At 52.4% G+C, this 26,147-nt stretch carries 14 protein-coding genes; 6 read left to right on the top strand and 8 right to left on the bottom strand.

The window, feature by feature from the left end; translation table 11 throughout:
* Positions 1-428 precede the first annotated feature (428 nt).
* The 3 genes from topA to SH668x_RS03455 all read left to right on the top strand — a co-directional run bounded on the left by topA (position 429) and on the right by SH668x_RS03455 (position 6,048).
* Positions 429-3,104 (top strand): type I DNA topoisomerase, encoded by a 2,676-nt coding sequence (topA, locus tag SH668x_RS03465; RefSeq protein ID WP_437187303.1) that lies wholly within the window; start codon positions 429-431, stop codon positions 3,102-3,104.
* A gap of 215 nt (positions 3,105-3,319) precedes the next feature.
* On the top strand, positions 3,320-4,801 hold the full coding sequence (locus SH668x_RS03460) for a DUF1570 domain-containing protein (protein WP_437187302.1): 1,482 nt from the start codon (positions 3,320-3,322) through the stop codon (positions 4,799-4,801).
* A 143-nt stretch (positions 4,802-4,944) separates the two neighbouring features.
* On the top strand, positions 4,945-6,048 hold the full coding sequence (locus SH668x_RS03455) for a peptidylprolyl isomerase (RefSeq protein ID WP_437187301.1): 1,104 nt from the start codon (positions 4,945-4,947) through the stop codon (positions 6,046-6,048).
* A 105-nt stretch (positions 6,049-6,153) separates the two neighbouring features.
* Here the strand turns inward: SH668x_RS03455 and SH668x_RS03450 are convergent, their stop codons facing one another.
* Positions 6,154-7,395 (bottom strand): glycosyltransferase family 4 protein, encoded by a 1,242-nt coding sequence (locus SH668x_RS03450; RefSeq protein WP_437187300.1) that lies wholly within the window; start codon positions 7,393-7,395, stop codon positions 6,154-6,156.
* A 290-nt stretch (positions 7,396-7,685) separates the two neighbouring features.
* On the opposite strand from SH668x_RS03450, the gene SH668x_RS03445 reads away from it, so the two are divergent.
* Complete coding sequence (locus SH668x_RS03445; protein ID WP_437187299.1) at positions 7,686-8,594, top strand: phosphatidate cytidylyltransferase; 909 nt, start codon at positions 7,686-7,688, stop codon at positions 8,592-8,594.
* Positions 8,595-8,803: 209 nt separating this feature from the next.
* Positions 8,804-9,736, top strand: a complete 933-nt coding sequence (locus SH668x_RS03440) for a lysophospholipase (RefSeq protein WP_437187298.1) — start codon at positions 8,804-8,806, stop codon at positions 9,734-9,736.
* A 5-nt stretch (positions 9,737-9,741) separates the two neighbouring features.
* Here the strand turns inward: SH668x_RS03440 and SH668x_RS03435 are convergent, their stop codons facing one another.
* From SH668x_RS03435 to SH668x_RS03425, 3 genes are all read right to left on the bottom strand, one after another.
* On the bottom strand, positions 9,742-11,502 hold the full coding sequence (locus tag SH668x_RS03435) for a TolC family protein (RefSeq protein WP_437187297.1): 1,761 nt from the start codon (positions 11,500-11,502) through the stop codon (positions 9,742-9,744).
* 450 nt (positions 11,503-11,952) lie between these two features.
* Entirely contained in the window at positions 11,953-15,420 is a 3,468-nt protein-coding gene (locus SH668x_RS03430; protein ID WP_437187296.1) for an efflux RND transporter permease subunit, read from the bottom strand.
* A 13-nt stretch (positions 15,421-15,433) separates the two neighbouring features.
* Complete coding sequence (locus SH668x_RS03425) at positions 15,434-16,762, bottom strand: efflux RND transporter periplasmic adaptor subunit (RefSeq protein ID WP_437187295.1); 1,329 nt, start codon at positions 16,760-16,762, stop codon at positions 15,434-15,436.
* 383 nt (positions 16,763-17,145) lie between these two features.
* Between SH668x_RS03425 and SH668x_RS03420 the strand changes: the two genes are divergently transcribed.
* A complete protein-coding gene (locus SH668x_RS03420; RefSeq protein ID WP_437187294.1) occupies positions 17,146-18,144 on the top strand; it encodes a YheT family hydrolase in 999 nt (332 codons plus the stop codon).
* 7 nt (positions 18,145-18,151) lie between these two features.
* On the opposite strand, the gene SH668x_RS03415 is transcribed toward SH668x_RS03420, so the two are convergent.
* From SH668x_RS03415 to SH668x_RS03400, 4 genes are all read right to left on the bottom strand, one after another.
* Positions 18,152-19,081 (bottom strand): transglutaminase family protein, encoded by a 930-nt coding sequence (locus SH668x_RS03415; protein WP_437187293.1) that lies wholly within the window; start codon positions 19,079-19,081, stop codon positions 18,152-18,154.
* A complete protein-coding gene (locus tag SH668x_RS03410; protein WP_437187292.1) occupies positions 19,078-21,612 on the bottom strand; it encodes a circularly permuted type 2 ATP-grasp protein in 2,535 nt (844 codons plus the stop codon). Before SH668x_RS03410 ends, SH668x_RS03415 begins: the two co-directional genes overlap by 4 nt.
* 30 nt (positions 21,613-21,642) lie before the next feature.
* Complete coding sequence (locus SH668x_RS03405; protein WP_437187291.1) at positions 21,643-24,996, bottom strand: DUF2126 domain-containing protein; 3,354 nt, start codon at positions 24,994-24,996, stop codon at positions 21,643-21,645.
* A 129-nt stretch (positions 24,997-25,125) separates the two neighbouring features.
* Positions 25,126-26,106, bottom strand: a complete 981-nt coding sequence (locus tag SH668x_RS03400; RefSeq protein ID WP_437187290.1) for an alpha-E domain-containing protein — start codon at positions 26,104-26,106, stop codon at positions 25,126-25,128.
* Between the last annotated feature and the right edge of the window lie 41 nt (positions 26,107-26,147).

Raw genomic sequence — 26,147 nt, 5'->3', positions numbered from 1 at the left:
GCGTCCCCGGACAGACAATTCTGTGAAATATCAGTTGCTCGAAAGTTAACCCGCCCGGTGTCGACTCTTGACAATCTTGTAAATAATCACTTAATGACATTCACGAGATTGTGATTTCGCGTTTGGCTAAGACCTCTCAAAGCGGAGAATAAAATCTGCGCACGAGCGACCGAAACCGACTGAAATCACCCCATCGGGGAGCCCGCATCTTAGCTAGAGTGTGTCTGGAGGCAAGCCCAGACCGCTTTGAGGCAAGGTTGTGGCGTCAACGAAAGTGCGGTACAGGACTACACTTTCGTGTGTCGAAGTCTAAAAAAACGCTCCGCTTTACAAAAACGAAACCAATTCACACATTGCACTCGCGGTGGCTTTACTGGCAGTGAGCTCTCCGCAGGCATCATCATATACTATTTGAATCGACAGGTCGGATGGTCAGTTCCGCGAAGAAGAAAAAGGGCTTGGTGATTGTTGAATCCCCAGCCAAGGCCAAAAAAATCGCCGGGTTTCTCGGCGGAGATTACGAAGTGCGCGCCAGCATGGGTCACGTACGCGATCTCCCCGAAAAGGCAGCCGACATCCCTGAGGCAATGAAGTCAGAAGCTTGGACCCGCCTTGGAGTTAATGTCGATCAGAACTTTGAACCACTCTATATCGTCTCGCCGGAAAAGGTGAAGACCGTTAAAGAGTTAAGGGATCTTCTCAAGGGTGCTGAAGAACTCATCGTCGCGACCGACGAAGACCGCGAAGGGGAAAGTATTGGCTGGCATCTGGTTGATGTGCTGCAGCCTAAAGTCCCCGTAAAGCGGATGACCTTTTCCGAAATCACCAAAAAGGCAATTCTCGACGCGCTGAACAATCCTCGAGATCTCGACATGAATCTCGTCGAGGCTCAGGAAACTCGCCGAATCCTTGACAGGCTATACGGTTACACACTTTCACCACTCCTGTGGACGAAGATTCGCCGTGGCCTTTCCGCGGGACGAGTTCAAAGTGTTGCTGTCCGAATTATGGTGCAGCGTGAACTGGAACGACTCGCATTCCGCAGCGGAACTTACTGGGACCTGAAAGCGAACCTGGCCAACAAAGGGGGAGTTTCGTTCAGCGCTCAACTCGTCTCTGTCGGTGGCAAACGAATCGCGACCGGAAAAGACTTCGATGAGTCGACCGGTCAGATCGCCCAAGGTTCCAATGTGCTGTTGCTGGAGGAAGTTCCAGCACGAGACTTACAGGCGAAAATCAAGTCGTCTCCATGGAAAATTACTTCCATTGAGCACCGCCAGGCGACACGCAAACCCCCTGCTCCGTTTACAACAAGTACGTTGCAGCAGGAAGCCAACCGCAAATTGGGAATGAGCGCCCGCGAAACGATGCAGACCGCTCAGCGTCTGTATGAAGACGGTAATATCACCTACATGCGAACCGACAGCGTCACCCTCTCTCAAGAGGCGATCGATGCAGCAAGGACTCGCATTGAATCGAACTACGGAAAAGAGTACCTCAGCGACGGTCCGCGCCAGTACTCGAACAAGACCAAGAACGCACAAGAGGCCCACGAAGCGATTCGTCCTGCTGGCGGAGAAATGAAGACCGCTGATGAACTGGGTTTGTCCGGTCGCGAATCTCGTTTGTACGACATGATCTGGAAGAGAACCATCTCCAGCCAGATGGCAGAAGCCCAGCTTCGTTTTGACACGGTGACAATCGAAGTCGAGGATGCCGAGTTCCGTTCAACCGGTCGAAAAGTGGAGTTTCCGGGTTACTTCCGTGCTTACGTCGAAGGAACCGATGATCCTGAAGCCGCATTGGAAGATCAGGATTCAGTCCTCCCAGAACTCTCTGAAGGCGAATCCGTGAAATGCGACGGCGTTGAATCGCTGGCTCACGAAACCAAACCGCCCGCACGGTACACAGAAGCGACACTTGTAAGAAAACTGGAAGCGGAAGGGATCGGCCGCCCCAGTACGTACGCAAGCATTATCAGTACCGTTCAGGATCGCGGGTATGTTCGCAAAGCGAACAACCAACTCATCCCCACGTTCACGGCATTGGCAGTCACACGGCTTCTGGAGACCTATTTTCCCAATCTGGTCGATATGCAGTTCACCGCTCAAATGGAACAGTCGCTGGACGACATCTCCAACGGGGAAGCCAAACGGCTTCCTTATCTGGAGAAGTTCTATTCCGGCGAGGAAGGTCTGAACCAACAGGTAGAGAGCAAACGTGAATCGATCGATCCACGTGACGCCTGCACAATCAAGCTCGACGGGCTCAGCCCGAGTGTGCGAGTGGGGCGATATGGTCCCTATCTGGAAGCTCAGGAAAATGGCGAAAGCGTCAATGCGTCTCTTCCAGATGACGTCGCTCCCGCTGACCTGAATGATGAACTTGCAGAACGTCTGATCCATCTGAAAAAGCAGGGTCCACTCTCGCTGGGAGTCGATCCTGAAAATGGTCATCCGATCTTCATCATGTCCGGACCGTTTGGTCCATATCTCCAGTTGGGAGAAGTCGTCGAAGGGGAGCCGAAACCGAAGCGAGTCTCCATCCCGAAGAATTTCAATCCTTCGGAAGTCGACTTCGACATCGCGATGAAACTGCTCGAGTTGCCGCGTCGCCTGGGGCATCATCCTGAAGATAACAAAGTGGTGAATGCTGGCGTCGGTCGCTTCGGCCCGTACGTTCAACATGCAGGAAAGTACAAGTCTCTTGGCAAAGAAGACGATGTGCTGACCATCGGGCTGGACCGCGCGGTTGAACTCCTCAAAGAGGTCAAAGGTCGAGCCGCAGTCCCACCGCTGAAGGAACTGGGGCCGCATCCAGAAGACGAGAAGCCCGTCGCCATTTTCGAGGGGCGATACGGCGCCTATGTGAAGCACGGAAAAACTAACGCAACCGTGCCGAAGGATACCGATCCGCTCTCACTGACGATGGAACAGGCGTTGGAGTTGATTGAAGCCCGCGCAGGGAAAACCGGCAAGGGGACAAAGAAGGCGACGAAGAAAAAGGCCGCGAAGAAGGCTGTAGCCGCCTCCGACGACGCACCCGCGCCCAAGAAAAAGGCTGCGAAGAAGAAGGCCGCGAAGAAGAAAAAGACGGCCGAATAGCGTCCTCTTTAGGTGGCTAAATTCGATGAATTCAAACAGCTCCACTCAACCGGGTGGGGCTGTTTATTTTTGGGCAAATGTCGAGATTGAAACCAAGGCAATTCTTTCGGAAAAATCGGGGTATACTTTTCAAGATCGCCGCACATGAACGTGGTCGCCTGAGCACGCCAGGCAAACCGTCAACAAATTTCAGGGGCTTCCTTTCCGGAGTTTGAATGTTTCAGCAAGCAGCACTCTCCTGTTTTTTGATTCTGATCTTAGGAGTCTTTTCGCCTCTCTGTGCTGATGAATTCACTTACGTTGAAGATGGAAAACCAATCACGATCGAGGCGAGGCTCATCGGTTCCGGCCAAGGTTTTCAGGCTCTTGAACGTCGTGATGGTCAGATCGCTCTGGTACAGGCGTCTCAAATTACCGACCGAAAAAATACTGGCGACCCGGAGCCATTCACGCCTGAAGAAATGGCCGAGAGACTCACCACACTGTTCGGGCAAGACCTGACAAAGGTACATATTCAGGGGCAATGCGTTGTCGCTCTGGTCCTCGCGAGTCCAATCGAGAAGGTCAATGAGAACCGCGTCACATCGTTCTTGAAAAAAGGGGCGACATTCATGAACAACGTGGAGAACGTGTTCCTGAGATACGCCAAGTTCTCGAAGTTTCCCCTCCGCCCATTGCGATTCCCCACAGTGCTGGTCGTCTTTGAAAGCGATGTCGATTTCGATAATTACGCAACCGCTGCAACTGGGGGACGGTCTCTCTCTTCCAGCTCAATACTCGGATTTTATTCAGGACTCACAAACTGGCTCGCGGTCCGGTTAAGCTCGTGCGACACATTTGAAACCCCGTTGCATGAAGCGATTCATCAGCAAATGTATAACCGGGTTTTTCATCGCATCGCACAAATACCAAAATGGTTTGATGAGGGGATCGCCATCAGTTTTGAAGGGAAAGGAGAGAAAGTTGACTCCAGCCCTTCTAAGGTCAACGCAAAGTACGCGCGGATTTCGATCGATCTCCCAGAACACGCAGAGTGGGGCAAGGTGGCTGGTGACGACAGATCGTTTATGAGCGACGACGTCGCTGGCCATGCGTATTCGTTGGCTTGGGCACTGCACTGGACCGTTTCCACCCAGCATCGGGAAGAGTACCGGAACTACGTCAGCGAGCTAGCAACTCGCGAAACGCTCGCGACTCTCACCCGACAGGAAGAGGATGAGTGCTTCCTCAAACACTTCGGAAAGCCGATGGAGCAAATGCGAGAAGAGTTTCTCGCCGAGGTCAAAGACGTTGCCAAACGGCAGCGAATCAGTCTGTCCGATCCACCGCCCGGAAAAACAAACGATCAGCAGGGGCTGGGCCAATATCAGGTCACCGCTGCGATTACTCCCGGAACCAGAGGGAACGTACAGGTGGAAGGGAAGTTGAAGAACATTTCCCCGGTGCGAGCAATGTCGTTCTATGTCACCGTCGAAACGGGAAATGGTCTCTACGCGGACTGGCTGATTCCAGATCTGAACCCCAACCAGTCCAAAACACTCCCCCGGCAACTGGCCGTGAAGCCCGTCCCCGGGGCTGAAGGGGGCCGCGCCGACACTTTTCGGGTTTTTGTCCGGTCGGTTCCCGCCGAGAGCGCAGAGTCAATCGACTGGAAGCAAGGAAAGACTCCATCCCCCGTGACGGCAAAATCGAAGTAGCGACCCTCGGCTTTTTCAGAACTGATCTTGACCTGAATTTAAGATTTTCTGTAAATCGCCATCTGTCACGGACCTGAAACGGGCTGCGGGATTGCTTTTGCCTTTTCGCAAGCTCTTCAATTGAACTATTCGGAGCCTAGATCATGAGTGAACGGATTCACTCCTCACAGCCTGCAGCGACGCAGAAGAATCGCAGAGCGTACTGGCCAGCCGTCACAGGAACTGTGGTGCTACTTGCAGTAGCTGGGATCTGGCTGCAATTCTTCCGGGCACAACCGGGAATCTCTCAGACCAACTCCAATCAGCCAGGTAAGGCAGCGTTGGAAACCGCTCCAGCCGCGACTAGCGCCCGCCCATTGGCAAAGGTGAACGGCCAAGCCATCAATTATGATGTTGTTGCACGAGAGTGCGTAGCCCGATACGGAAACGAAATCCTTGATTCATTGATCAGCCGGTTGATCATTCAACAGGAGTGCGAAGCCCGCGGCATTGTTGTGACCGTCGCTGAGATTGACGACGAGATCTCCAAAACCGCCAAGAAATTCAATCTGCCTGTCGATACCTGGTACAAAATGCTCGAAGCAGAGCGCAAGCTGAATCGTGATCAGTACCAGCAGGATGTGATTTGGCCAATGCTCGCGCTCAAGAAGCTGGCTGGCCAGAATATCGAAATCACCGAAGCCGACATGCAGAAGGGCTTCGAGAGCAACTATGGTCCGCGAGTGAAGGCTCGCATGATCATGGTCAGCGGCAACATTCGCAATGCAAATTCAATCTGGGAGCAGTGCAAAGCAAACCCGGATGATTTCGATCGACTGGCTCGTGAATACTCAGCTGATCCAAACAGTCGACCACTGGGGGGAACAATTCCTCCGATTCGTCGTCACGGCGGAGACAAGCAGATCGAAGATCAGGCGTTTAAGATGCATATTGGCGAGATTTCACCCGTCATTCAGCTGCCAAACGTCGAAAATCGCTATGTCATTCTGAAGTGCGAAGGGTTCACAGAACCCGTGGTGACAGACATCAAAGAAGTCTGGAGCGATCTGTATGCTCAGCTGACCGAAGAAAAGATTCAGACATCCGTCGCAAAAGTCTACGAGGACATCAAGAGTCGAGCACGCGTCGACAACTTCCTGACAAACACATCGACAGGTGGACGAAACGTGCAGCAAGCAAGTGGTCTGGCAGCATCTCCTATCGACAAAGTTGGAGTCCAGCCAGCATCCGCGACAGCGACCCGCTAGCCCCTGTCGCAGGTGTGTGTGGCCGCGAACAGTGGCAAGAACTCGTTCAAACGCTCCGTTTATTGCCTCCGGAAGGCCATTCTCTTGTGAGAGTCGATCTGGTCGTTACCCACGTTGAACATTGATGATTCGGCCCAGCAGTTCTCGAAACTGCTGGGCCTGTTTCGTTGCGGAGTGAAAGTTGGCGACATATTCCCGAGCCTGTGCTGGATCGTACGTGTCGTTGTGCCCCGTCCAACAGCATCGGACATAGGACGCCAATTCAGCCAGATCCCCTCCTGCTTCGAATCCAGTTCGCGACCGGTTCAAAAACTTTCCTTCGACATTCAGCGACGCAATCGGCACTCCGCTGGCTGCTGCCTGAAGAAATGTGTTCGGAAAGCCTTCTCTGGATGATGTGTTGATGAACACGACAGACCGTTGCATCACTCCTGGCAATTCCTGAAAAGGAACCCGTTCGATAATGGTAACGTTCTCCGGTGCTGCAGCCCTGACCTGTCGATCGACCTCGGGGATCCGGAAATTCATGATCATTCTGAACTGAACTTCTGGGCAAAGCTTTGCCAGCTCAATCAAAAGCATCGGCTGCTTCAGAAGATTCTCTGATCGGCCAATCCACAATGCGTAGCGATCATTTTCTATTGCCCCGTCCCCAAGCGGAAGCCATTCCTCAGTATCGATTGGATTCCGAAGGATTTCAGATGCCATTCCATGCTTGCTGAGTTGGTCCTGCTGGAACTCTGTCTGACAGACAATCATGTCCGCGTGCTCGAGCATCCATCGGGCGACACTCGACGTGGTCCCATACTGATCAGAGGAATTTGAGGACTCAAAATATCTGGAAGAGACGTCATCATCGTGAGCAATCATGAGAACCGCTTTTCGACCAGTCGCGTGCGCTGATGAGATGACTGTCGCGGAGGAAGATTGAACCCCGAATGTCACAAACACATCCGCAGGAACATTCTCGTAATGCTTTGATGGAAGGAGTGCGTTTCGCCTTCCCTTAAAGGCTCGATGAGTGAGTGCCGTCGGGAGCACCCAGAGATCTGATAGCCGCGGTTGATCGAGTGAAATAAAAGGGAAACCTGACCGACGTCGCAAACGTGTAGCCAATGATTCTTTCAGGCGATACATGCGGTCATGCAGCAACTGAATTTCGACTCCAGAGTACCGGGACTGGAGCAACGGGTCGTGGTGACGAACCATCAACGAGACATCCGTGTCCGGTAGAGTGGCCAAAGCCCGGGCGAGCGTCCACGAACGGGTTTCGACACCTCCGATTGGCCCGTTGATACGTGCATCAATGGCTGGATAACCATTCAGAGAAATCAGGCAGACGCGCATGGACGAGCCTTTGAGATATTCGTGTTTCCGCTTTCATAGCGGCAGAGAATTCGCCTCGACAAGGAAGTCATTGGTCCTAACTCAGTACCAGAGCCCGAGTAGATCGATTTTTGTTGGACTTTATCCTCCATTCTGAGTCAGATCGCCATCAAAACTGATGAAAATTTCCCCCGGTCTCTTCAGTTGACTTCCGAAACTCAGCATACTGCTTGAGATCGAATGGGAATGTTCATGCTCGATTCGATTTTTGATCGCTTTTCGTTACTCCTTTCAATTAATTGAGTCTTTGCATGCTCGCATGGCGAGTTCTCATTTCGGCAATCCTGATTCCTTTGCTCGTCGCTGTATTTTACTTCGATGCAAAGGGAGGAGAGTCCGCATTGCTCTTGTTGGGGTTTGTAGGACTGCTTGCACTTCGCGGAGTCTGGGAACTCGCTGAACTGTTTCGCGCGCGAGTTCCAGACATCAGTGTCCCCGCGGTTTCCGTGTGCGTCCTCATGATTATTCTGGGCGGATGGTTTCCGCATTTGCAGCCACCTCCGCTGAATCATCTCGAACTCACGCCGTTGGCGCTCGCCTGCTGCTTCTCGCTGATGTTCCTGCTTGCTGTCGAATCATGGAGATTTAAGAAGTCCGGCAAGACCACGGAAACGCTTGCGACTGAAATGCTGATCGTCAGCTATGTGGGATTATTGCTCGCGATGACCGCACAGCTACGCTGGGTCGCTGGGTCGGCGGCAGGATATCTCGCCATTGGCTCACTCATCATCTGCGCGAAAGGTGGCGACATCGGTGCGTACTTTGTTGGCAAGCGATTCGGACGCACGAAGATGGCTCCGATCCTGAGTCCGAAAAAGACATGGGAGGGGGCTGTCGGGTCTCTTCTCGGAGCATCGCTGTGTGGATGGCTCTGGTTTTACTTTGTCCCTCCGTTTTTCTTTCCAGATGCGCCTGCTCCCGCGTGGTATTTCAGTCTGCTTTATGGGGCGGTCATCGGAATCGCCGGGATGGTCGGTGATGTTTGTGAATCGCTCTTGAAGCGTGACATGGACCGCAAAGATTCCGCTGCTCTTTTTCCGGGATTCGGCGGATTGCTGGACATTTTAGACAGTGTGCTTTACGCGGGTCCTGTTGCACTCCTTCTTTGGAAAGTGCTTCCGCTGGCGACTTGGCTGCAACACAACGCCGTCTCAAATTAGCCCGTTGAAATGTCGTGCCGGTAAGGCTTTCGGGTTCGTGGAGTTCTCTGGTTCAACCGGAATTCCACTCCGTGAAGTGTCGCTTCGTTCCAGGCAGTTGCTCGTTTGCACTTCCATGTCGTACTCAGTTGACGTACGTTTCAGAATGTGGACTCCATCCTGACGTTCAGGTCAAAGGTCACTCAGAGCCCCGCGTCGGAACTCATACCATGCACAGGGAAGAACTCATTCCTGAGACCACAAGTCCGGACACCAGTCCTTCGTTGAGCGGGCAACAGCACGCAGTGGAAGAACTTTTCGTCAATACTCCGGATTCAATCAATCTGTTGACGCGAGTTCAACGCGTTGATTCCCCATTGGGAATCGTTGTAATGACCCACGGATTGGGGGAGCACAGCGGGCGATATCACCATGTCGCTGAAAGCTTTCTGAATCGAGGAATCGCTGTCGTCCGGTACGACCTGCGTGGGCATGGCCGATCCGAAGGGCGTAGAGGATGCGTTCCCAGATACGACGCCTTTCTGGATGACCTTTCAGCGATTGTTCAGTTCGCCAAAGGACTGGATGAGAAAGCTCCTCTCATCATTTATGGTCACAGCCTGGGAGGGAATATCGCCGCGAACTGGGTACTCCGTCGGTCTGGTGAACTCGACCGCGTCGCAGGAGTTGTGCTGTCATCCCCGTGGTTTACGCTGACTCAAAAGCAGTCTGATTTCAAGGTCTGGGCGATTCGCACGCTGTCCAAATATTGGCCTAATTTACTGGTCCCAGCGAGTTTCCGCCCGAAAAAACTCACTCGCAATCAGGAGCAGATCGACGCCTACAATGCTGACCCATTGATTCACAGACTCGCCTCGGTGAGGTTGATCAGTGATTCATACTACGCAGGACTCTGGGCACTGGATCATGCTCGGGAGTTCCCTGTCCCCCTGCTCGCTTTGCATGGAACCGATGACAGTGTGACGAATCCAGAAGGGACTCGTCAGTTCACGATGAAAGTCCCGCACGGGGATCTTCTCATTTTCGAAGGGTTGGTTCACGAGCCGCACAACGAACCGGAATGGCGTTCCGTAGTTGAGCAGATCGGCTCGTGGATGGTTGCCCGAATCAACGAGTATCGAGCCAAATTCAACGTTCAGTAGTGCCTTCATTCATCTTTGAACACCCGGTCAACCGTATAGATCTCCGCTGTGACTTTACTGGGAGATTTCGAACCGGGACTGCTCTTCGCTTGCGGTGATGGGGGGAGCAGCGGTGTGACGTTTGTCGGCTCATCCGGAATTGGGTTTCCAGCAGGTTCAGTAGCTGGAGTTGGCTCTGCTGGAATCGGCGGCGCCAACTTCCCTTCTTCTTCACCGGGGAGTTTGACGTCTTCCGGTTTCAGTTCGATTGGTGGACCGTAGATGTCTGCGAAGCCAATCCCACCATTCGTCATCAGGTATCCGCCCCCTAATGCCTGGTAAGCATTGACAATCGCGGAAAGCTGTTGCTGTTTGGTCTCGATGAGATCCGTTCGTGCATCGAGTAAATCACGTTGAGCGAAGAGAACATCCATGTACTCTGCACGGGCATTCTGAAAGAGATTGCTCGCCACACTGACGGACTCCTCGAGAGCACGCACCTGTGTGAGCTTGATCTCGACGCTTTGACGATAATTTTCCACTTTGGAAATCCGGTTCACGACTTCGGTAAAGGCGTTCAGAACCGTCATTTGATAGTTGTAGATGGCCTGAAGCTGGCGAGCATTCGCATTCTTGTAGTCCGCCTGAATCGCCTTCTTGTTGATCAACGGTGCAACCAGATTCCCTGCTGCTCCAGCGATAAACGCTCCCGGATCAAAGAGATAACGCGGGTTGAATGCTTCGAACCCAATTGTCGCAGTCAGATCGAGCCGTGGATAAAATCTCGCTTTGGCGACGAGAACATCGAGACCTGATGCGGCGACTTCTCTTTCTGCTGCGCGAATATCGCGGCGATTCTGCAACAACTGAGCAGGAACACCGACACTGAGAAGTTGCGAGTCAAGCTGAATGAAGTCCCATGACTGACGGTCGACCGGTTGAGGGAAGCGACCTGCCAGGAAGTTGATCTTATTCTGAACCTCGATGATCTGCTGGGTGATAATCAGCTGTTGACTCTCGTTTTTGCGGACTTCTGCCAGAAATCGCTGGACAGCGAGTTCAGTTCCGCGAGCAGCGTCCTTCTGAGCCTGAGCCACTTCAAGGCTTTGTTTCTGTAGTTCAATTGTCTGTTGCAGGAAGACGAGTTCCTTATCCAGAGATGACAGTTCGTAATAACTGTCTGCGATCTCAGCAACGAGTTTGGTGACGAAGTAATTCCGAGCTTCGACTGCTTCGCAATAACGCTGAATGGCGGCATCGCGGGCGTTACGGAGTTCGCGCCAGATATCAATCTGCCAGTTCAGATTCGCGGTCAGGGCTGTGCTCGGGATGGGGCTTGGAAAATTCCTTCCTCCAGACCCGGGATATGTCAGTTGATCTTCCGCCGCGCCAATAGGGGTGTAGCGGCTGGTTCGATTGACACCACCACCGAATCCTCCTGTCAGGAACGGAAGATACGCACCACGGCGGGCGAGAATCTCGTTGCTGGCAATCTGAACTTCTTCATTCCGGATTTTCAGTTCGAGATTGTTGGAAAGTCCTTCGGTAATCAGCGACACGAGCACCGGATCGTTGAAGAATTCCTGAATCCCCAAGTAACCCGAATTCTCGGCACTGGTCTGCCCTTGATAGGTGCTGTCGATTGGCGCTGTACGGTCGGGGCAACGCAAATTTGGAATGTTGCATCCGGTCAGACTCAATACCAATCCGCTCAACGAGATCCGAGCGATGCTCCCACATGAAATGAGGCGTCGTAATCTCTGCCGAACTTGGGAGTTGTGTGTCATCCTTGACCACCCAATTACCTAGAGAACCTAATCGCTGGCGAATTCCTCATCCTCCTGATGAAGTCTTCCCAATCGAGTCGAACCCAACGCGTGCCGATTCAGATCCGCTGACAGATCTGCAATCCGCGCTCGCCGGTGTCCCATGTCGAGATCTCTATCGGCAACGAAAATTGCTATTACACCGGATGTAATGAATTCCCAGCGAATCAGCAGCCAAGAAGTTTAACGATTGTAGCGACCCCACTAGATCACCGGGTTAAGCAGGGCGACCTAGTAGTCGGTTCCGGGAGGGAGATTACAAACTCTTCAGATTCCCGGGGCATCGGTGACGGGAAATTCCGGATCTGAAAAAACTAGAACGGAGGAGACAGTCTCCTCCGTTCTAGTTTTTTAAACGGGTCCGACAACTGCAGCGAGACGATCGCCTTTGTAGACGAATCGTTGAGTCAATTAGTGGTCTGTGGGAGCATGACCAGCCACTGAGCTATCCCGCTCGAAGATTTCAGCGAGAGGTAAATCATGTTCATCGTTGATTAACTTTCGCCCATCCGAGAGTTTCGCGAATAGGTAGTAAAGCCCCGGAATCACGAACACGCCCACGAGCGTTCCCATCAACATTCCCCCGACAGCGGTCGTTCCGATCGTACGATTTCCGATGGCACCGGGTCCGGTCGCCTTCACCAGCGGGATCAAACCGACGATAAACGCAAAAGAAGTCATCACAATTGGGCGGAACCGAAGTTTAGCCCCTTCGATGCCAGCATCCTTGATCGACAGTCCTTCATGGCGACGCTGAATCGCGAATTCGAAAATCAGAATCGCGTTCTTTCCTAAAAGCCCCACCAGCATCACAAGTCCAATCTGGCAGTAGACGTCATTCGCCAGCCCCATTGCTTTCAGCATCAGGAACGAGCCAAACAAACCGATTGGGAGCGAAATCAAGACTCCCAGCGGAAGCAGGAAGCTCTCGTACTGGCCAACCAATACCAGATAAACGAACAGCACCACGACCAGGAAGATGTAAACAGCTGTGTTTCCCTTATTCGCTTCATCGTACGACAGACCCTGCCAGCCGATTCCATAGCCCTTTGGAAGAGTGTCACGAGCGACTTCTTCGATCGCTGCCATTGCCTGTCCGCTACTGTAGCCACTTGCAGGGGCTCCCTGAATGATGGCGGTCGTATACAAGTTGTAGCGGTTGATTTCGTTCATCCCCTGGCTTTTGACGATCTGCATGAACGATGAGTATGGGACCATTTCGCCACTTTCGTTCTTGACGAACATACTCGTGAGGTCTTCAGGATATCTGCGGAACTGAGGCTGCGCCTGGACGTAGACTTTGTAGAACTGCCCGAAGCGGATGAATCCCTGTTCCCATGTGCTTCCGACCACGATAGAGAGGTTTTCAAGAGCGTCTGCAATGGACACTCCTTTTTGCATCGCGACATCGTTGTCGATGAGGATTTCGTACTGAGGGTAGTTATTGGCAAAGAACGTAAAGATCCCTTTCAATTCCTTTCGCTTGTTGAGGTCCGCCAAAAAGGCCTCTGTGACCTTGCCAAAATTGTCGTAGTCACCGCTGTTGGTCTTATCGAGCAGACACAGCGAGAATCCCCCCGCTGCTCCGAATCCAGGAACTGCTGGTGGCTCGAAGAATTCCAGCTTCACGTTGGAAATGTTCTTTCCTTCCGCCTCCAGTTCTTCAATGATCTCCTTTGAGGTTTTCTCTCGATCCGCCCACGGCTTCAGATTGATCAAACAGGTCCCTGCGTTGGAACCGCGTCCTTCCGTCAGAATTTCATACCCCGCCAGAGAGGTTACCGAGGTGACGTCCTCCATCTCTTCGCAGATCTTCTGCAGTTCGTGTGCTTTGGCATTGGTGTATTCGAGGGTCGATCCGGGAGGCGTCTGAATAATTCCATAGATGACTCCCTGATCTTCCAGAGGAATGAAACCAGAGGGGAGATACTGGTTGATCATGAAAATTGCATAGCCGAAGGCTGCAATCACACCTAGCGTCACGATTCTCCAGGAAATAATGCGACGCACGATGGCCACGAAGATTGCTGTCACCTTGTCGACGCACCAATTGAATCCACGCAGAAAAACACCAATCGGACCACGCACCTTCTTCCGGCCGGGCTCACTGCCAGAAAATGTGGCGCGGAATGACAAGGTCATCAAGACACCCACGACACTCCCGATGATCATCATTCGCTCAGGAGTCAGCTCAAGCTGCTCGTTCAAGACCTCATGAATCAAATGAACATGCAAGGAAGCATAAGCAGCGACTCCGAGTGCGGCACCGAGAATCAGAACCAGCAGCGTCCGAGGAATGAACGAGAAACGCCCGAGCGAACGATTGAGTACATTGTTGATAAACCCCACGATTCCATGTTGCTGCTCATCGCCATGCGGCTTCAGAATCATTGCGCACAGCACCGGAGTCAGCGTCAGAGCGACCACGCCGGACAGGACAATGGACATCGCCATCGTGAGCGCGAACTGGCGATAGAAGACCCCCACTGCCCCAGGAACGAACGTTACCGGAATGAAGACCGCGGTCATCACGAGAGTGATCGCGATGATGGCGCCGCTAATTTCTCCGACCACTTCCTTCGTGGCAGCGTACGGAGAGAGATGTTTCATATGCATTTTTTCGTGGACAGCTTCGACAACGACGATTGCGTCGTCGACAACGACCCCGATTGCCAGCACCAGCGCGAAAAGTGTGATCAGGTTAATAGACATCCCGAACACGCTCATAAAGAAGAACGTTCCGATCAACGAAACCGGCACTGCCAGCGTTGGAATGAGCGTACTGCGGAAATCCCCCAGAAACAGAAACACCACCACTGACACCAGGATGAACGCTTCAAAGAGCGTATGTAGAACTTTCTCGATCGAGGCATCCAAGAAGTTCGAGACGTCGTAGCTGATCGCGTAGTCCATCTTTGGAGGAAACATGTCTGTCTTCATTTCCTTCAACATGGCCTTCACTTCTTTGATGACCTCCGCGGCATTGGAACCCGGGATCTGCTTCAACACGATGGAGGCTGAGGGAAATCCATCAATATCTGAATACAGGTCATAGAAAGAAGATCCCAAGGAGACTTCCGCGACATCTTTCAGGCGAAGAATTTCGCCTTCTTCGCTGGCTCGAAGGATGATTTGTTCGTATTGCTCCGGCTTGTTGTAACGCCCGATCCATGTCAGAACGTATTCGATTGTCTGCGAAGTCTTTCCGGTCGCCTGCCCTAATCGTCCAGGCGATCCGATGGTGCTCTGCTTCTCGATGGCCTTCATGATGTCTTCGGCAGAGACGTTGTATGCCCGCATTCGATCGAGATCCAACTCGACACGCATGGCGTAAGCACGGTTCCCCAGAATCTTCGCCTGACCGACCCCGCGAACACGTTGAATTTCCGGCAGCAGGTCAGACGAGACGTAGTTGTAGAGAAAATTCTGGTCGATCTTCGGGTCTTTGCTGAACACGTTCACATACATCAGCATGCTGGTCATGTTCTGCAGAACAATAATCCCTTCCCGTTCCACAATCGGTGGAAGCTGGTTTCTAACCATCTGAATGCGGTTATTCACATTCAAGACCGCGACGTTGGGATCGGTTCCCGGCTCGAAGGTGATCATGATCGATGCTTCGCCTGCACTCGTGGCAGCTGAAGTCATATACCGCATGTCCGCGACACCGTTGATGGCGCGTTCAAGAATCACCAGTGTCGATTCAACGAGAATCTTTGCGCTCGCTCCCGGAAAGGAGAGAGAAACAATCACGCTGGGGGGGGCGACATCTGGAAACTGCGAGATGGGGAGGCCGAGAATCGACAGGCCGCCCATGAACAGAATCAACAGGGAGATAACGATCGCCAACGCTGGGCGATGAAGGAATTTCGTGAACATCGACAAGGCCTGCTTATTCTGCGTGGTTCTTCAAATCTTCGAGAACCCGTTGTGGATCACGAAACTCAAATTCAATTTTTTCACCGTCACGAACTTGTCGAATCCCTTCAAAGACAATTTTCTCACCTTCTTCCAGACCATCCTGGATCACAAAGACATCATCCTGCTCGCTGAGGACCGAGATGTCTCGCTGATGCACGACGTTGTCTTTATCGACGACATATGCATATCGCCGTGCGAGGATCTCAAACGTCGCTCGCTGAGGAATGATGAGTGCATTTTTGAGTTTTGTATGAATCAGAATTGTGCCAGTCTGCCCGTTGCGAAGAAGCCGTTGTGGGTTTTCAAAGTCGGCACGAAAGGCAATGTTCCCCGTGGTGTTGTTAAAGTCAGCCTCGATCGCACCGATTTTTCCGGGCTCCGGAAAGATGCTTCCGTTCGCGAGCTTCAATTCGATTTTCATGTTTGGATCATTTTTCATCTGGTACTCGAAGTAGCGAGCCTCGGGCACGTTGAAATAGACCCACATGACATGGTTATCGGAAAGTGTTGTCAGAACTCCATTTTCTTCGACGAGACTTCCAAGCTGCTGGCGCTGACGGTCGACGATGCCGTCAAATGGTGCTTTGATCTCACAGAAGTTCAGCTCAGCCTGTGCGCGAGCAACATTTGCTTTCGCCTTGGCGAGTTCGGCACTTTTGATTGCCAACTCTTGAGGAGACACGATCCCCTTCTTATTCAGATTGGTTGAGTTATCGAACTCAATTTGAATCCGGTTCGCTTCAGCGACTTCAGAGTCCAAACGAGCCTGATAGAGGGTCGGGAGAATCTTGAACATCAGTTCTCCCTTCTTCACTTCCTGCCCTTCATTTACTCCGATTTTCTCTAAGTAGCCCCCTTCAAGTGCGCGGACTTCAATGTGTTGGCAGGATCGAATCTGGCAAACGTAAGCCCGAGTGTTGACCGCATCCTGTCTCACAACGCTCGTCACGACGATCTTGTGTTCGGGGTGTTCGGGGTGGTGCCCCTTCTTCCCTAATTTCGCGGCCATTGCGTGCGGATCGTTCTTACTTACCGGAGTCGGTGGCGAGGCTGCATGCATTGCTCCGTGCGGCTGACGATGCACTTCCCGATCATGGTCGTCGTCATCATGGTCGTCGTCATCATCATCGTCGTCATCATCATCGTCGTCCTGCTCGTCGTCGTCCTGCTCGTCGTCGTCGTCATCGTGTTTCTGGGCGACAGAACGAGGATCTTCGTGAGACTCCGCTTGTGCAATGCAACCTGAGAACGACAGGAGCGCTAATAAGAGGAATAGAAGGATGCGGGAGGGGATGTTCATTTGACCTTTATGAACCTCAGACTTCGAGGCGTGGAACAGCTCATTCGGGGGAAGCAGAAACGGTCTCTACTCAAGTATCGAATGGCTCGATTTCTGTGTGGGCCTGCAAAGCTTCATGGGGTGAATCTCTGTTGATAGAGCAAAGAATAGCAGGCTGAAGCCAGCGACCTTTATTTCTAAAGGAAAAGTAATCCCCTCAGTCAGTTCAGCAGCCTCTCGAAAGATCTCTTTCCGAACCCCAATTGAAATGCGACCGTCCTGATTCGGATTCCGGTCTCTGGCGGGACGACTGTCATTTGTTCACACTCTTCCTTCAGATTCTCGTAAGAAATTTCCTAGTCAACATGTAAATTGCGATCTCGCAGCTGAAACAGAAATTTTCCTTGGACACGCAATCTCAGTTTTCACCCCCTTGGTTGTTTCGTAACGGGCACGTTCAAACGTTGGCTGGGCTGTATCTATTCCGTAACGTTGATGGAAAGAAGGGTCTCTCAAAAACAAGAAGAGTTGCTGGACAAGTGGCACTCGCGGACGGAGATCAACTGGTCTATCAGGATGATTGCCCTGACGACTGGCAGCCCGGCGGGCCGGTCGCGGTTCTTCTGCATGGACTGGGAGGAAGCCATTCAAGTCCATACATGGTTCGGGTTGCTTCGCGACTGAACAAGGAAAAGATCCGAACGATTCGCCTCGACTGGCGAGGGTGCGGCGCCGGGGCTGGGTTGGCTCGATACCCCTATCACAGTGGACGATCGGACGATGTGGCGTCGCTCCTCAACGAACTCGATCGGCAGATGCCGGGAACACCTGTGACATTGATCGGCTTCTCGCTGGGCGGGAACGTTGCCCTCAAGTTCCTCGGAGAACAGCATCGTGATCGGAAGTCGCTCGACATGGTCCAGCGTGCGGTGGCCGTCTGTCCCCCCATCGATCTCCATTTCAGTGTTGTCGCGATGCAGCGAGGACTAGCAAAGGTCTATGACCAATACTTCTGCCGATCTTGCACTCGCGATATCCACGAACGAGTGAAGCGACGTGCGGACACCGTGGTTCCAGATGGATGGTTTGCGAAACCTCCCCGAACGCTCTACGAATTTGACGAAACCTTTACAGCCCCCGTCAGTGGCTTCGCTTCCGCAGCTGACTACTACGCCAAATCTAACTCTCAGCAGTATCTCGAGGGGATTTCAGTTCCGACACTGATCATCGCCGCTCAAGACGATCCGCTCATTCCGATTGCACAGTTTCAGAAAGCGGCGTATTCCTCAACCTGCCGTGTTGTGATGCCACGCCATGGAGGCCATCTGGGCTTCTGCACCTTGCGTGGGCAGCACTGGTTGGACGATCAGATTACCGACTGGATTCACCGTTCTGAACGTTGAAAACCTCTCAACTCGACGTCTCACCCGGATCTCGATTTTCATCCGATTTCTCAGCGAGTTTGTTGAACGGAACGACATCGACTGAAACACTCAGGTGATGATCTCCACCGCCGAGAAAGACTCCTTTGAAGGGAGCGACATCAGAATAATCCCGCCCCCATGCAATCGGAATATGGTCCGTTTCTGGCAGGCAGTTGTTGGTCGCATCGAAGTCGACCCAACCGATCTCTTCTCCACAGTACAGTGATATCCAGGCATGTGATTGATCCTGACCAATTAATCGCTCTTTTCCCGGTGCAGGAATCGTACGGAGATATCCACTCATGTACCTTGCAGGAAGGCCGATCGACCGCAGACAGGCAAGCTGCACATGGGCAAAATCCTGACAAACTCCCGCTGCTGATTTGAACGCCTCTTCCGGAGTTGTCATCACATTTGTGGATTCGGTGTCGTACTTGAAATACTTGTGAATCCGCGAGTTGAAATCGATGGCTGCCTTGAGAATGGGACGATTGGGCTGAAAGGATTTCAATGCGAAATCACGAAATAAGTTTGAACGCCGAATGCGTTGTGAGTTGTAGACAAATTGGCAGACTGGGAGCCAATTCGGATCTTCCTGAAGTCGGATACCAGCTTCGACTTCTTCCCAGGGAACAGTCGATTCCGGACTCGGCAGTGAACGCTTCGAGATCGTGACAACGCTCTCAGCGAGGACTGAGAGTTGTTTGTGGTTCTCTTCAATGGAAAACGTACGAATTGTGTTTCCAAAGGCATCCTGACGTTCCTGAGAAACTTGCGGGAACGGCTTGATCGTAATCGTGGATGCATGAGTTTTGACAGGAAACTCATTCCGCGGAGTCAACATCACGTAGTTGTGGCAGACACGTACGGGACTGCTGTATGAATAAACAGTTTTGTGTTTTATCCGGTACTTCACGGCGCACCATCCATGATGCTAGAAGGGTTGGGAAACTTGGCGCCAAAGTGCCGTGGAAGTCCGGCATGGATAAGGAATCGACTAGACATCGTGTCCGCAAGTTTCGGTAATTGATCAGTGATACGCTTCAGGAGTTTGTCGAGCGCGTCACGATGCCCATCGCTACTCGTGATACAGAGTTCGTGAATCTCGTTCAGTCGGACAGCATTGTAGATCGACAGTGCCATTCGCTGTTCAACATTCATATGAGCCTGATCTTCGTCGCGAGGAAGGTTGTCGACGTGCTTACAGATCTCCTGAAGCTGGAAGATCACAGAACGTGGGTTAGTGTCATCCATGAGCAGCAGGTCGATCACCGGTACAATCTGTACCGTTGCCAGATAGCGAGACCGATAGGTCATGATGCTGTCAGCGACTTCCAGAACGGTTTCGAGAACGGAATGTTCTTCTCCCAGTTCACCAGTCAAACAGGATTTTAACAGCATCGACGTCTGCCAGGCCCGCTCCACCCGGCGACCGAGTTCAAGGAACCGCCATCCTTGAGTTCTCGTCATACTCTCGGCAGCCAATCCGGAGAATGCCATGAGATCGAGGATGACGCGATCCAGAAACTCAACGACATCAGCGAGGTCTTTAATGGGCGTCTTACTGGAAAGCTCAACCCGATGGAGAATTCGCCAGGCATCAACGGAGACGCGGTCCCGGACTGCTGAAACCAGGCGAAAGGATTCTCGAATCGCTGAGCGAAGACTCTTGGGAAGCTTCGTATCGAAGATCGCCTCGGGAAGCATCTTGTCGAGACCCGGAAGTCCCGTATTCAGCTCAGGAATCACATAGTCCGGTGCAATCTGGCCAAGTTCCACCAACGTGCGTAACAGCGCCTGTTGTTCCGCGAGAAATCCTTCTTCACCGGTAACGGAGAGTAAAAGGGTCCTCAGGAGACGACTTGTCGACTCTGCCTGTTCAATGCTTCTCCCCAGCCAGAAGAGATTGTCAGCGACTCGACTTGGGAGATCTGCTCGACCTCGCCGAAGTTTGATCACCTGATCTTTCGGAGCGAGCAAAGTCACTTCGTGAATCGGATCGTCTGACACGATCCAGACGTCCTGGCTTCGTTCTCCCGTTGTTGTGTTCTGGTCGAGGAGTTCCCCGTCTTTGGCAACGCGAGCCAGTCCCCCTGGCAAAGCGGAATAGGAATCCCCATTGCGAACCAGGAAGCTACGAAGTGCCAGTGACCACGAAACGAGCTTTTGGTCGTTCCACACGGGAGTCGTCGATCGTTCAACAGTCTCCTGCCCGACGTAGTACGATGGATTTGCACGAATTTTTGCCTTTAAATCGTTCAATTCCTGCTTCGTCATCTTGGAAGGCTGCAGCGGCTTTGAGTCGACCGTGCGATAAGCGGGACGAATAATGAGTTCGGTCAGATGATCGAGAACGTACTTCTTCTCTTTTTCTTCTCCACACCACCAGGTCGCGATGCTCGGAATCTTGAGTTGTTCTCCCAGCAACTGTTCGCACAGTGAGGGAAGAAACGCCATGAATAACGGCGACTCAACGAGGCGACTTCCCAACGGGTTCGCCAGTGCCACATTGTTTGATCGAATCACTTCGAGAAGCCCAGCGACCCCCGACATCGATGATGAATTCAGTTCGACGGGGTCACAGTCATCATCTTCTTGACGACGATAGATCACTTCGATAGGAACCAGTCCGCCGAGAGTTTTCAGCATCACGCGGTTCTCGCGGACCGCCAGATCGCCCCCTTCAACGAGTTGATAGCCCAAATATCTCGCGAGGTAGGCATCTTCGAAGTACGCCTTACTCTGCGGTCCTTTTGACCAGATCGCGACCCGCGGATTCTCTTGCGAACGGGTTGCCAGAACTCGTAGTGATTCTTTGAAAGTGATAAAGAACGATGCGAGTCGCTGAACGTTCATTTCCCGAAAAGCTTTGGGAAGCAATCGTGATGTCAGAATGCGATTTTCGAGAACGTATCCAAGACCGAATGGAGCGCGTGTCCGATCCGAGACGACCCACCAGGCTCCATCTGGAGAGCGGGCGAGATCGGCGGCATACAAGTGCAGAAAGCACTTCGATCTCTGTTCGAGTTTGTGATAGGCAGGATAGTAACAGGGATGCGCGAAGAACGTTTCCGGAGGAAGATGCTTCTCCCGAATCAGATCCTGAGCCCCGAACAGATCTTTCAGGATCAGATCAAAGAGCGTCGCTCGTTGAGCCAGTCCCTCTTCGACTTCCTTCCATTCAGCCTCCTTGAGCAGGAGGGGAATCGCATCCAGCACCCAAGGTCTCGAGACCGTCCCATCGGCGTCATACGGATTGAATGTGAATCCATCCCGGGTCACTTGTTGCTGTGCCTGTTCCCACCGTCTCTGCAACTCAGCTGATCCAAGAGATTGCAGATCCCTTGAGAGAGATTTCCAGATGGCGCGAAGCTCTCCATCTGCCGAGACAGCTTCATCGTAGGATCGGTGACGGGGCGAATATGATTGAAACGGGTCGAATGACATGAATGCGTTTAAGTCTGGCGCAGACGGAATTTACGCGGAAACCACCGCTCGCCGTAAATCGAGAGTCAGTGGAAATTCCGGATTCAGTTCTTTTGGAGGAACAGCGAATGTTCCCGGAGTATGCCCGGTTTCGAAGAATCTTGCAGCCCGTCTTGCTTCAGCTTCGTAACCATTTACAGGAAATGTCGCGTAATTTCTCCCCGCTGGATGGGAGACATGGTACATGCAGCCGCCCAACGAGCGATTCGACCATGTATCGAGTATATCAAAGACCAATGGTGTATGAACGGGAATTGTGGGATGCAGGCAGCTGGCCGGTGCCCAAGCCCTGTATCGCAATCCAGCGACGAATTCTTCCTGAACACCAGTGGAAGTCATCGGGAGACGTCGCCCGTTACATGTAATGACATGTCGGGCCTCTGCCAACCCTTGAACCTTGACTTCGAGTCGTTCGACTGAGGAGTCGACAAAACGCGCGGTGCTGCCCCCTGCTGGTTCTTCTCCCAGCACGTACCAAGGCTCAATCGCGTTCCGGAGCTCCAAGTGAATGCCGCTCTTGGAAGTCTCTCCAATTTTCTGGAAGCGGAATTCGAAGTGAGGCGCAAACCAGCGACGATCAAACGTGATTCCGCGTCGACTCAGATCATCGAGTACGTCTCCAAAATCACTCCAGATGAAATGGGGAAGCATAAACCGATCGTGCAACGACGTTCCCCAGTTGCTGATCGGCTGTTCGTAAGGTTGTTCCCAAAATGCCGCGACAAGTGCTCTCACCAGAAGCTGCTGGGTGAGACTCATCTGAGCGTGAGGAGGCATTTCGAAACCACGAAGTTCGACAAGGCCGAGTCTCCCGGTACTGCTGTCCGGGGAGAAGAGCTTATCGATACAGAACTCTGATCGATGCGTGTTTCCGGTCAGATCCGTCAGCAAATTGCGGAACAGACGGTCGACAAGCCAAGGTGGTGAGTGCTCACCCCGTTTCGGGACTAACGAGAATGCCAGAGCCAATTCGTACAATGAGTCTCGACGCCCCTCATCCACACGCGGGGCCTGGCTGGTGGGACCAATAAACCTTCCACTAAAGAGATAGGAAAGCGAAGGATGATTGATCCAGAAGCCGAGAAGACTTTTCAACAAATCAGGTCGCCGTAAAAACGGGCTTTCAAGTGGGGTATTGCTTCCCAGAACGACGTGATTGCCTCCTCCTGTCCCGGTATGCTTACCATCCAGATCGAACTTTTCAGTGCCCAGACGAGTGAGTCTCGCTTCTTCGTAAAGCATCGTTGTCGTCGAAACAAGTTCATCCCAGCTTTGCGCAGGATGAATATTGACTTCGATGACACCCGGGTCTGGAGTCACCTTAATTTTGTTGATGCGTGGGTCATCCGGTGGATGATAACCTTCAATGACCACTGGAATATTGAGTTCAACGCACGTTGCCTCAACCGCTGCAGCCAAATCGAGATAATCGTTCAACGACTCAACAGGCGGCATGAAAAAATGCAACCGACCATCACGAGGTTCCACGCAGAGTGCCGTTCGAACGACATTGTGAGCGGCGGCTGATTCAATATTCTGTCCGACATCGAATTCGATCTCTTCTCGGAGTTCTGCTTGCTCGATTTGAGCCGGAGCGTACTTCCGATTCTCAGTCGCTTCTGCTTGCGATCCGAGATTGTACTGGTAGGACGCAGGCAACGGCTGCTTTGGGATCGATGGGTCTGCTACGACGAACGGGTCACGCTCGGAAGTGGGAACCCAGTAAAGTGATTCTATTGGCAATCTCAATCCGATAGGAGAATCCCCCGGCAACAATGAAAGATGTTCTCCGCGGAACGGCCAATGCCCGCTGACCCAGCGTGAACGCGCCTGCCACCATTGCCGTTTGATCGGCATGATATAACCCGTCGGTTCACTGAGCCCTTTCTGAAAAACTCTCGCAATTCTGGCCCGTTCCTCCGGATCACTTAACTTGGGATCTCGAGGATCGACATTGATGGGGAGTTTCTGTTCCTTCATCAGGTAATACGCAGCATCTTCGTATGCCGGGACGATGAATTTCTGCGTGACGCCGAGAATCTTTGCCATCGTTAGCAGAAATCGTTTGGCGTCCGACGCCCCGTAATGGGACTTCTTGTCGCTGTCCGCGATGTATTCCGGGTGAGTCCAAATGGGAACGCCATCTTTTCGCCAGTAGCAATCAAGCGACCAGCGTGGGAGCGATTCACCGGGATACCATTTTCCTTGCCCGTAATGCAGTAGTCCGCCGGGGGCAAATGATTTTTGGCAGCGTTTGATCAACTCTTCAGAGAGTCGGCGTTTCGTCAGTCCGACGGCGGCAGAGTTCCACTCCGCCCCTTCCATGTCGTCAATGGATACGAATGTTGGTTCTCCACCAATTGTCAGGCGGACATCTTGTTCGGTAAGTCGTTCATCGATCTTGCGACCGAGTTCATCAATCGCACTCCACTGCTCTTCGGAATACGGTTTGGTCACACGAGCATCTTCGTGGATGCGAGTGACTGTCATCGAAAAATCGAATTCTGACTCGCAGGGTTCGATTCCCCCCGTAATCGGTGCTGCCGATTGCGGGTCAGGAGTACAGGCGAGTGGAATGTGACCTTCCCCAGCGAAGAGGCCCGAAGTGGGATCCAGTCCAATCCACCCTGCTCCAGGAATGTAGACCTCTGCCCACGCGTGCAAGTCGGTGAAGTCAACATCCGTTCCGGTTGGACCGTCGAGAGACTTCACATCCGGAGTCAACTGAATGAGGTAGCCAGAGACAAAGCGGGCTGCCAATCCTAGATGCCGCAGCGTCTGAACGAGCAACCATCCTGTATCGCGGCACGATCCAGATCCTGTGGAGAGTGTTTCTTCAGGAGTTTGAACGCCCGGTTCCATCCGGATCAGATAGCTGATCTTCTGGTTCAACTGGCTGTTCAACGCGACGAGAAACGCTGTCGTTTCTTTGGGTGATCGGTCGAGAGAATCCAAAAATTTCTGGAAGTGCGGCCCGGGCTCTTCGGTCTCAAGGAACGGACGAAGCTCTCGCACCAACCAGTCTTCATACTTGAACGGGACAGTGTTCGCAGCTTCATCAATAAAGAAGTCGAACGGATTGATCACCGTCATATCCGCGATGAGATCGACCTCGATCGAAAGATGATCCGCTTTCTCCGGGAAAACATAACGGGCGAGGAAATTCCCATGCGGGTCTTGCTGCCAATTGATGAAGTGATCTTTAGGAGAAACCTTCAGCGAGTAGCTCAAGATCGGAGTTCGACAATGTGGCGCGGGCCGCAATCTGATGATTTGCGGGCCAATCCCGATATGCTTGTCGTATTGATACGAGGTTCGATGGTGCAGCGCAACCCGAATGGCCATGTAGGTGTCTCAACCTGTTGTGTTGGGGAATGACGGAGGACTGAATCGCCATTCCCGGTCTTAAGTGTTGGCTGTCTTCGCAATGAGTTCGCAACTGTCAGAATTACAGTTTTCACTGTATTGCAGTTCTCACTGAGACTGTGATTGACGTTGAATCGATTCAATTGAACGGAGTGTGAAGAAGGTTTCGTGAATCGCTTCACCAATCGCATTGAGTTTGATCTGCAGCGAGTCAATGAACTCGTGGAGTCCCTGATTAATGATCGTGTCGACATCCGTGTAGGCCAGTTCGGCCTTGAGGCGGCCCAGCAACTGTTCAGCGCCGTTACGATAGGTTCCCAATGGCGTCGAGCTGATTTCGTGCAGCGAAATGTCAGCCCGATCCAGACAAAACCGGATTGCTCTCGGAAAGTTGTTATCGAGAATCAGGAATTCAACAACCCGATGGATGGTGATGCTGTGGTAACGCTTTCGGTACATCTCGAACGCACTCACCGAACGGAGTACGGAGGACCACTGGAGGTCATCGACGGTCGTTCCAACATCCTGTAGATGCGGTAGGAGAGTAAAATACTTCACGTCAAGAATTCGGCTGGTTTTGTCGCCACGTTCGAGCAGACGACCGAGATTCACAAAGTGCCACGCTCTCGCGTGTGACAACGTCGCGTCCAGAGTGCCATTAAAGAGATGACTGCGATCCTTGATCGCTGCGAAGAAATCGGCAAGTTCCTCCATCGAGCGATTCCCTTTGGAAGAGTCTCGCACGAAATGGTAGAACTCGTTGATCTTTTCCCATGACTCCGACGAAATGACTTCACGGACGCTGCGGGCGTTTTCCCGCGCCATAATCAGTGAACTGATGATGGAGTTCAGATTCTCGCGATCGTAAACCAGAAACTGGATCACGCTCTCGGAAGTCGCTTCTCCGTACCGTTCCTTGAAGACTTCCTCATCCCCAGTTGCAAAAATCAGCGGTTCCCATTGTTGTCGGGCGCTGTCGGGTTGATCTAGGATCAGGTTCATCGAAACATCGATAAATCTCGCCAGATTCTCTGCTCGTTCAATGTATCGAGCCATCCAATAAACTGATTCAGCAACTCGGCTCAGCATGATATTTCGGTATCTATTTTCAACGAATTAATCAAAGCGAA

Source organism: Planctomicrobium mucosum (assembly GCF_051466335.1).
Classification (GTDB): domain Bacteria; phylum Planctomycetota; class Planctomycetia; order Planctomycetales; family Planctomycetaceae; genus Planctomicrobium.
This window is presented reverse-complemented; position numbering and strand designations above follow the sequence as displayed.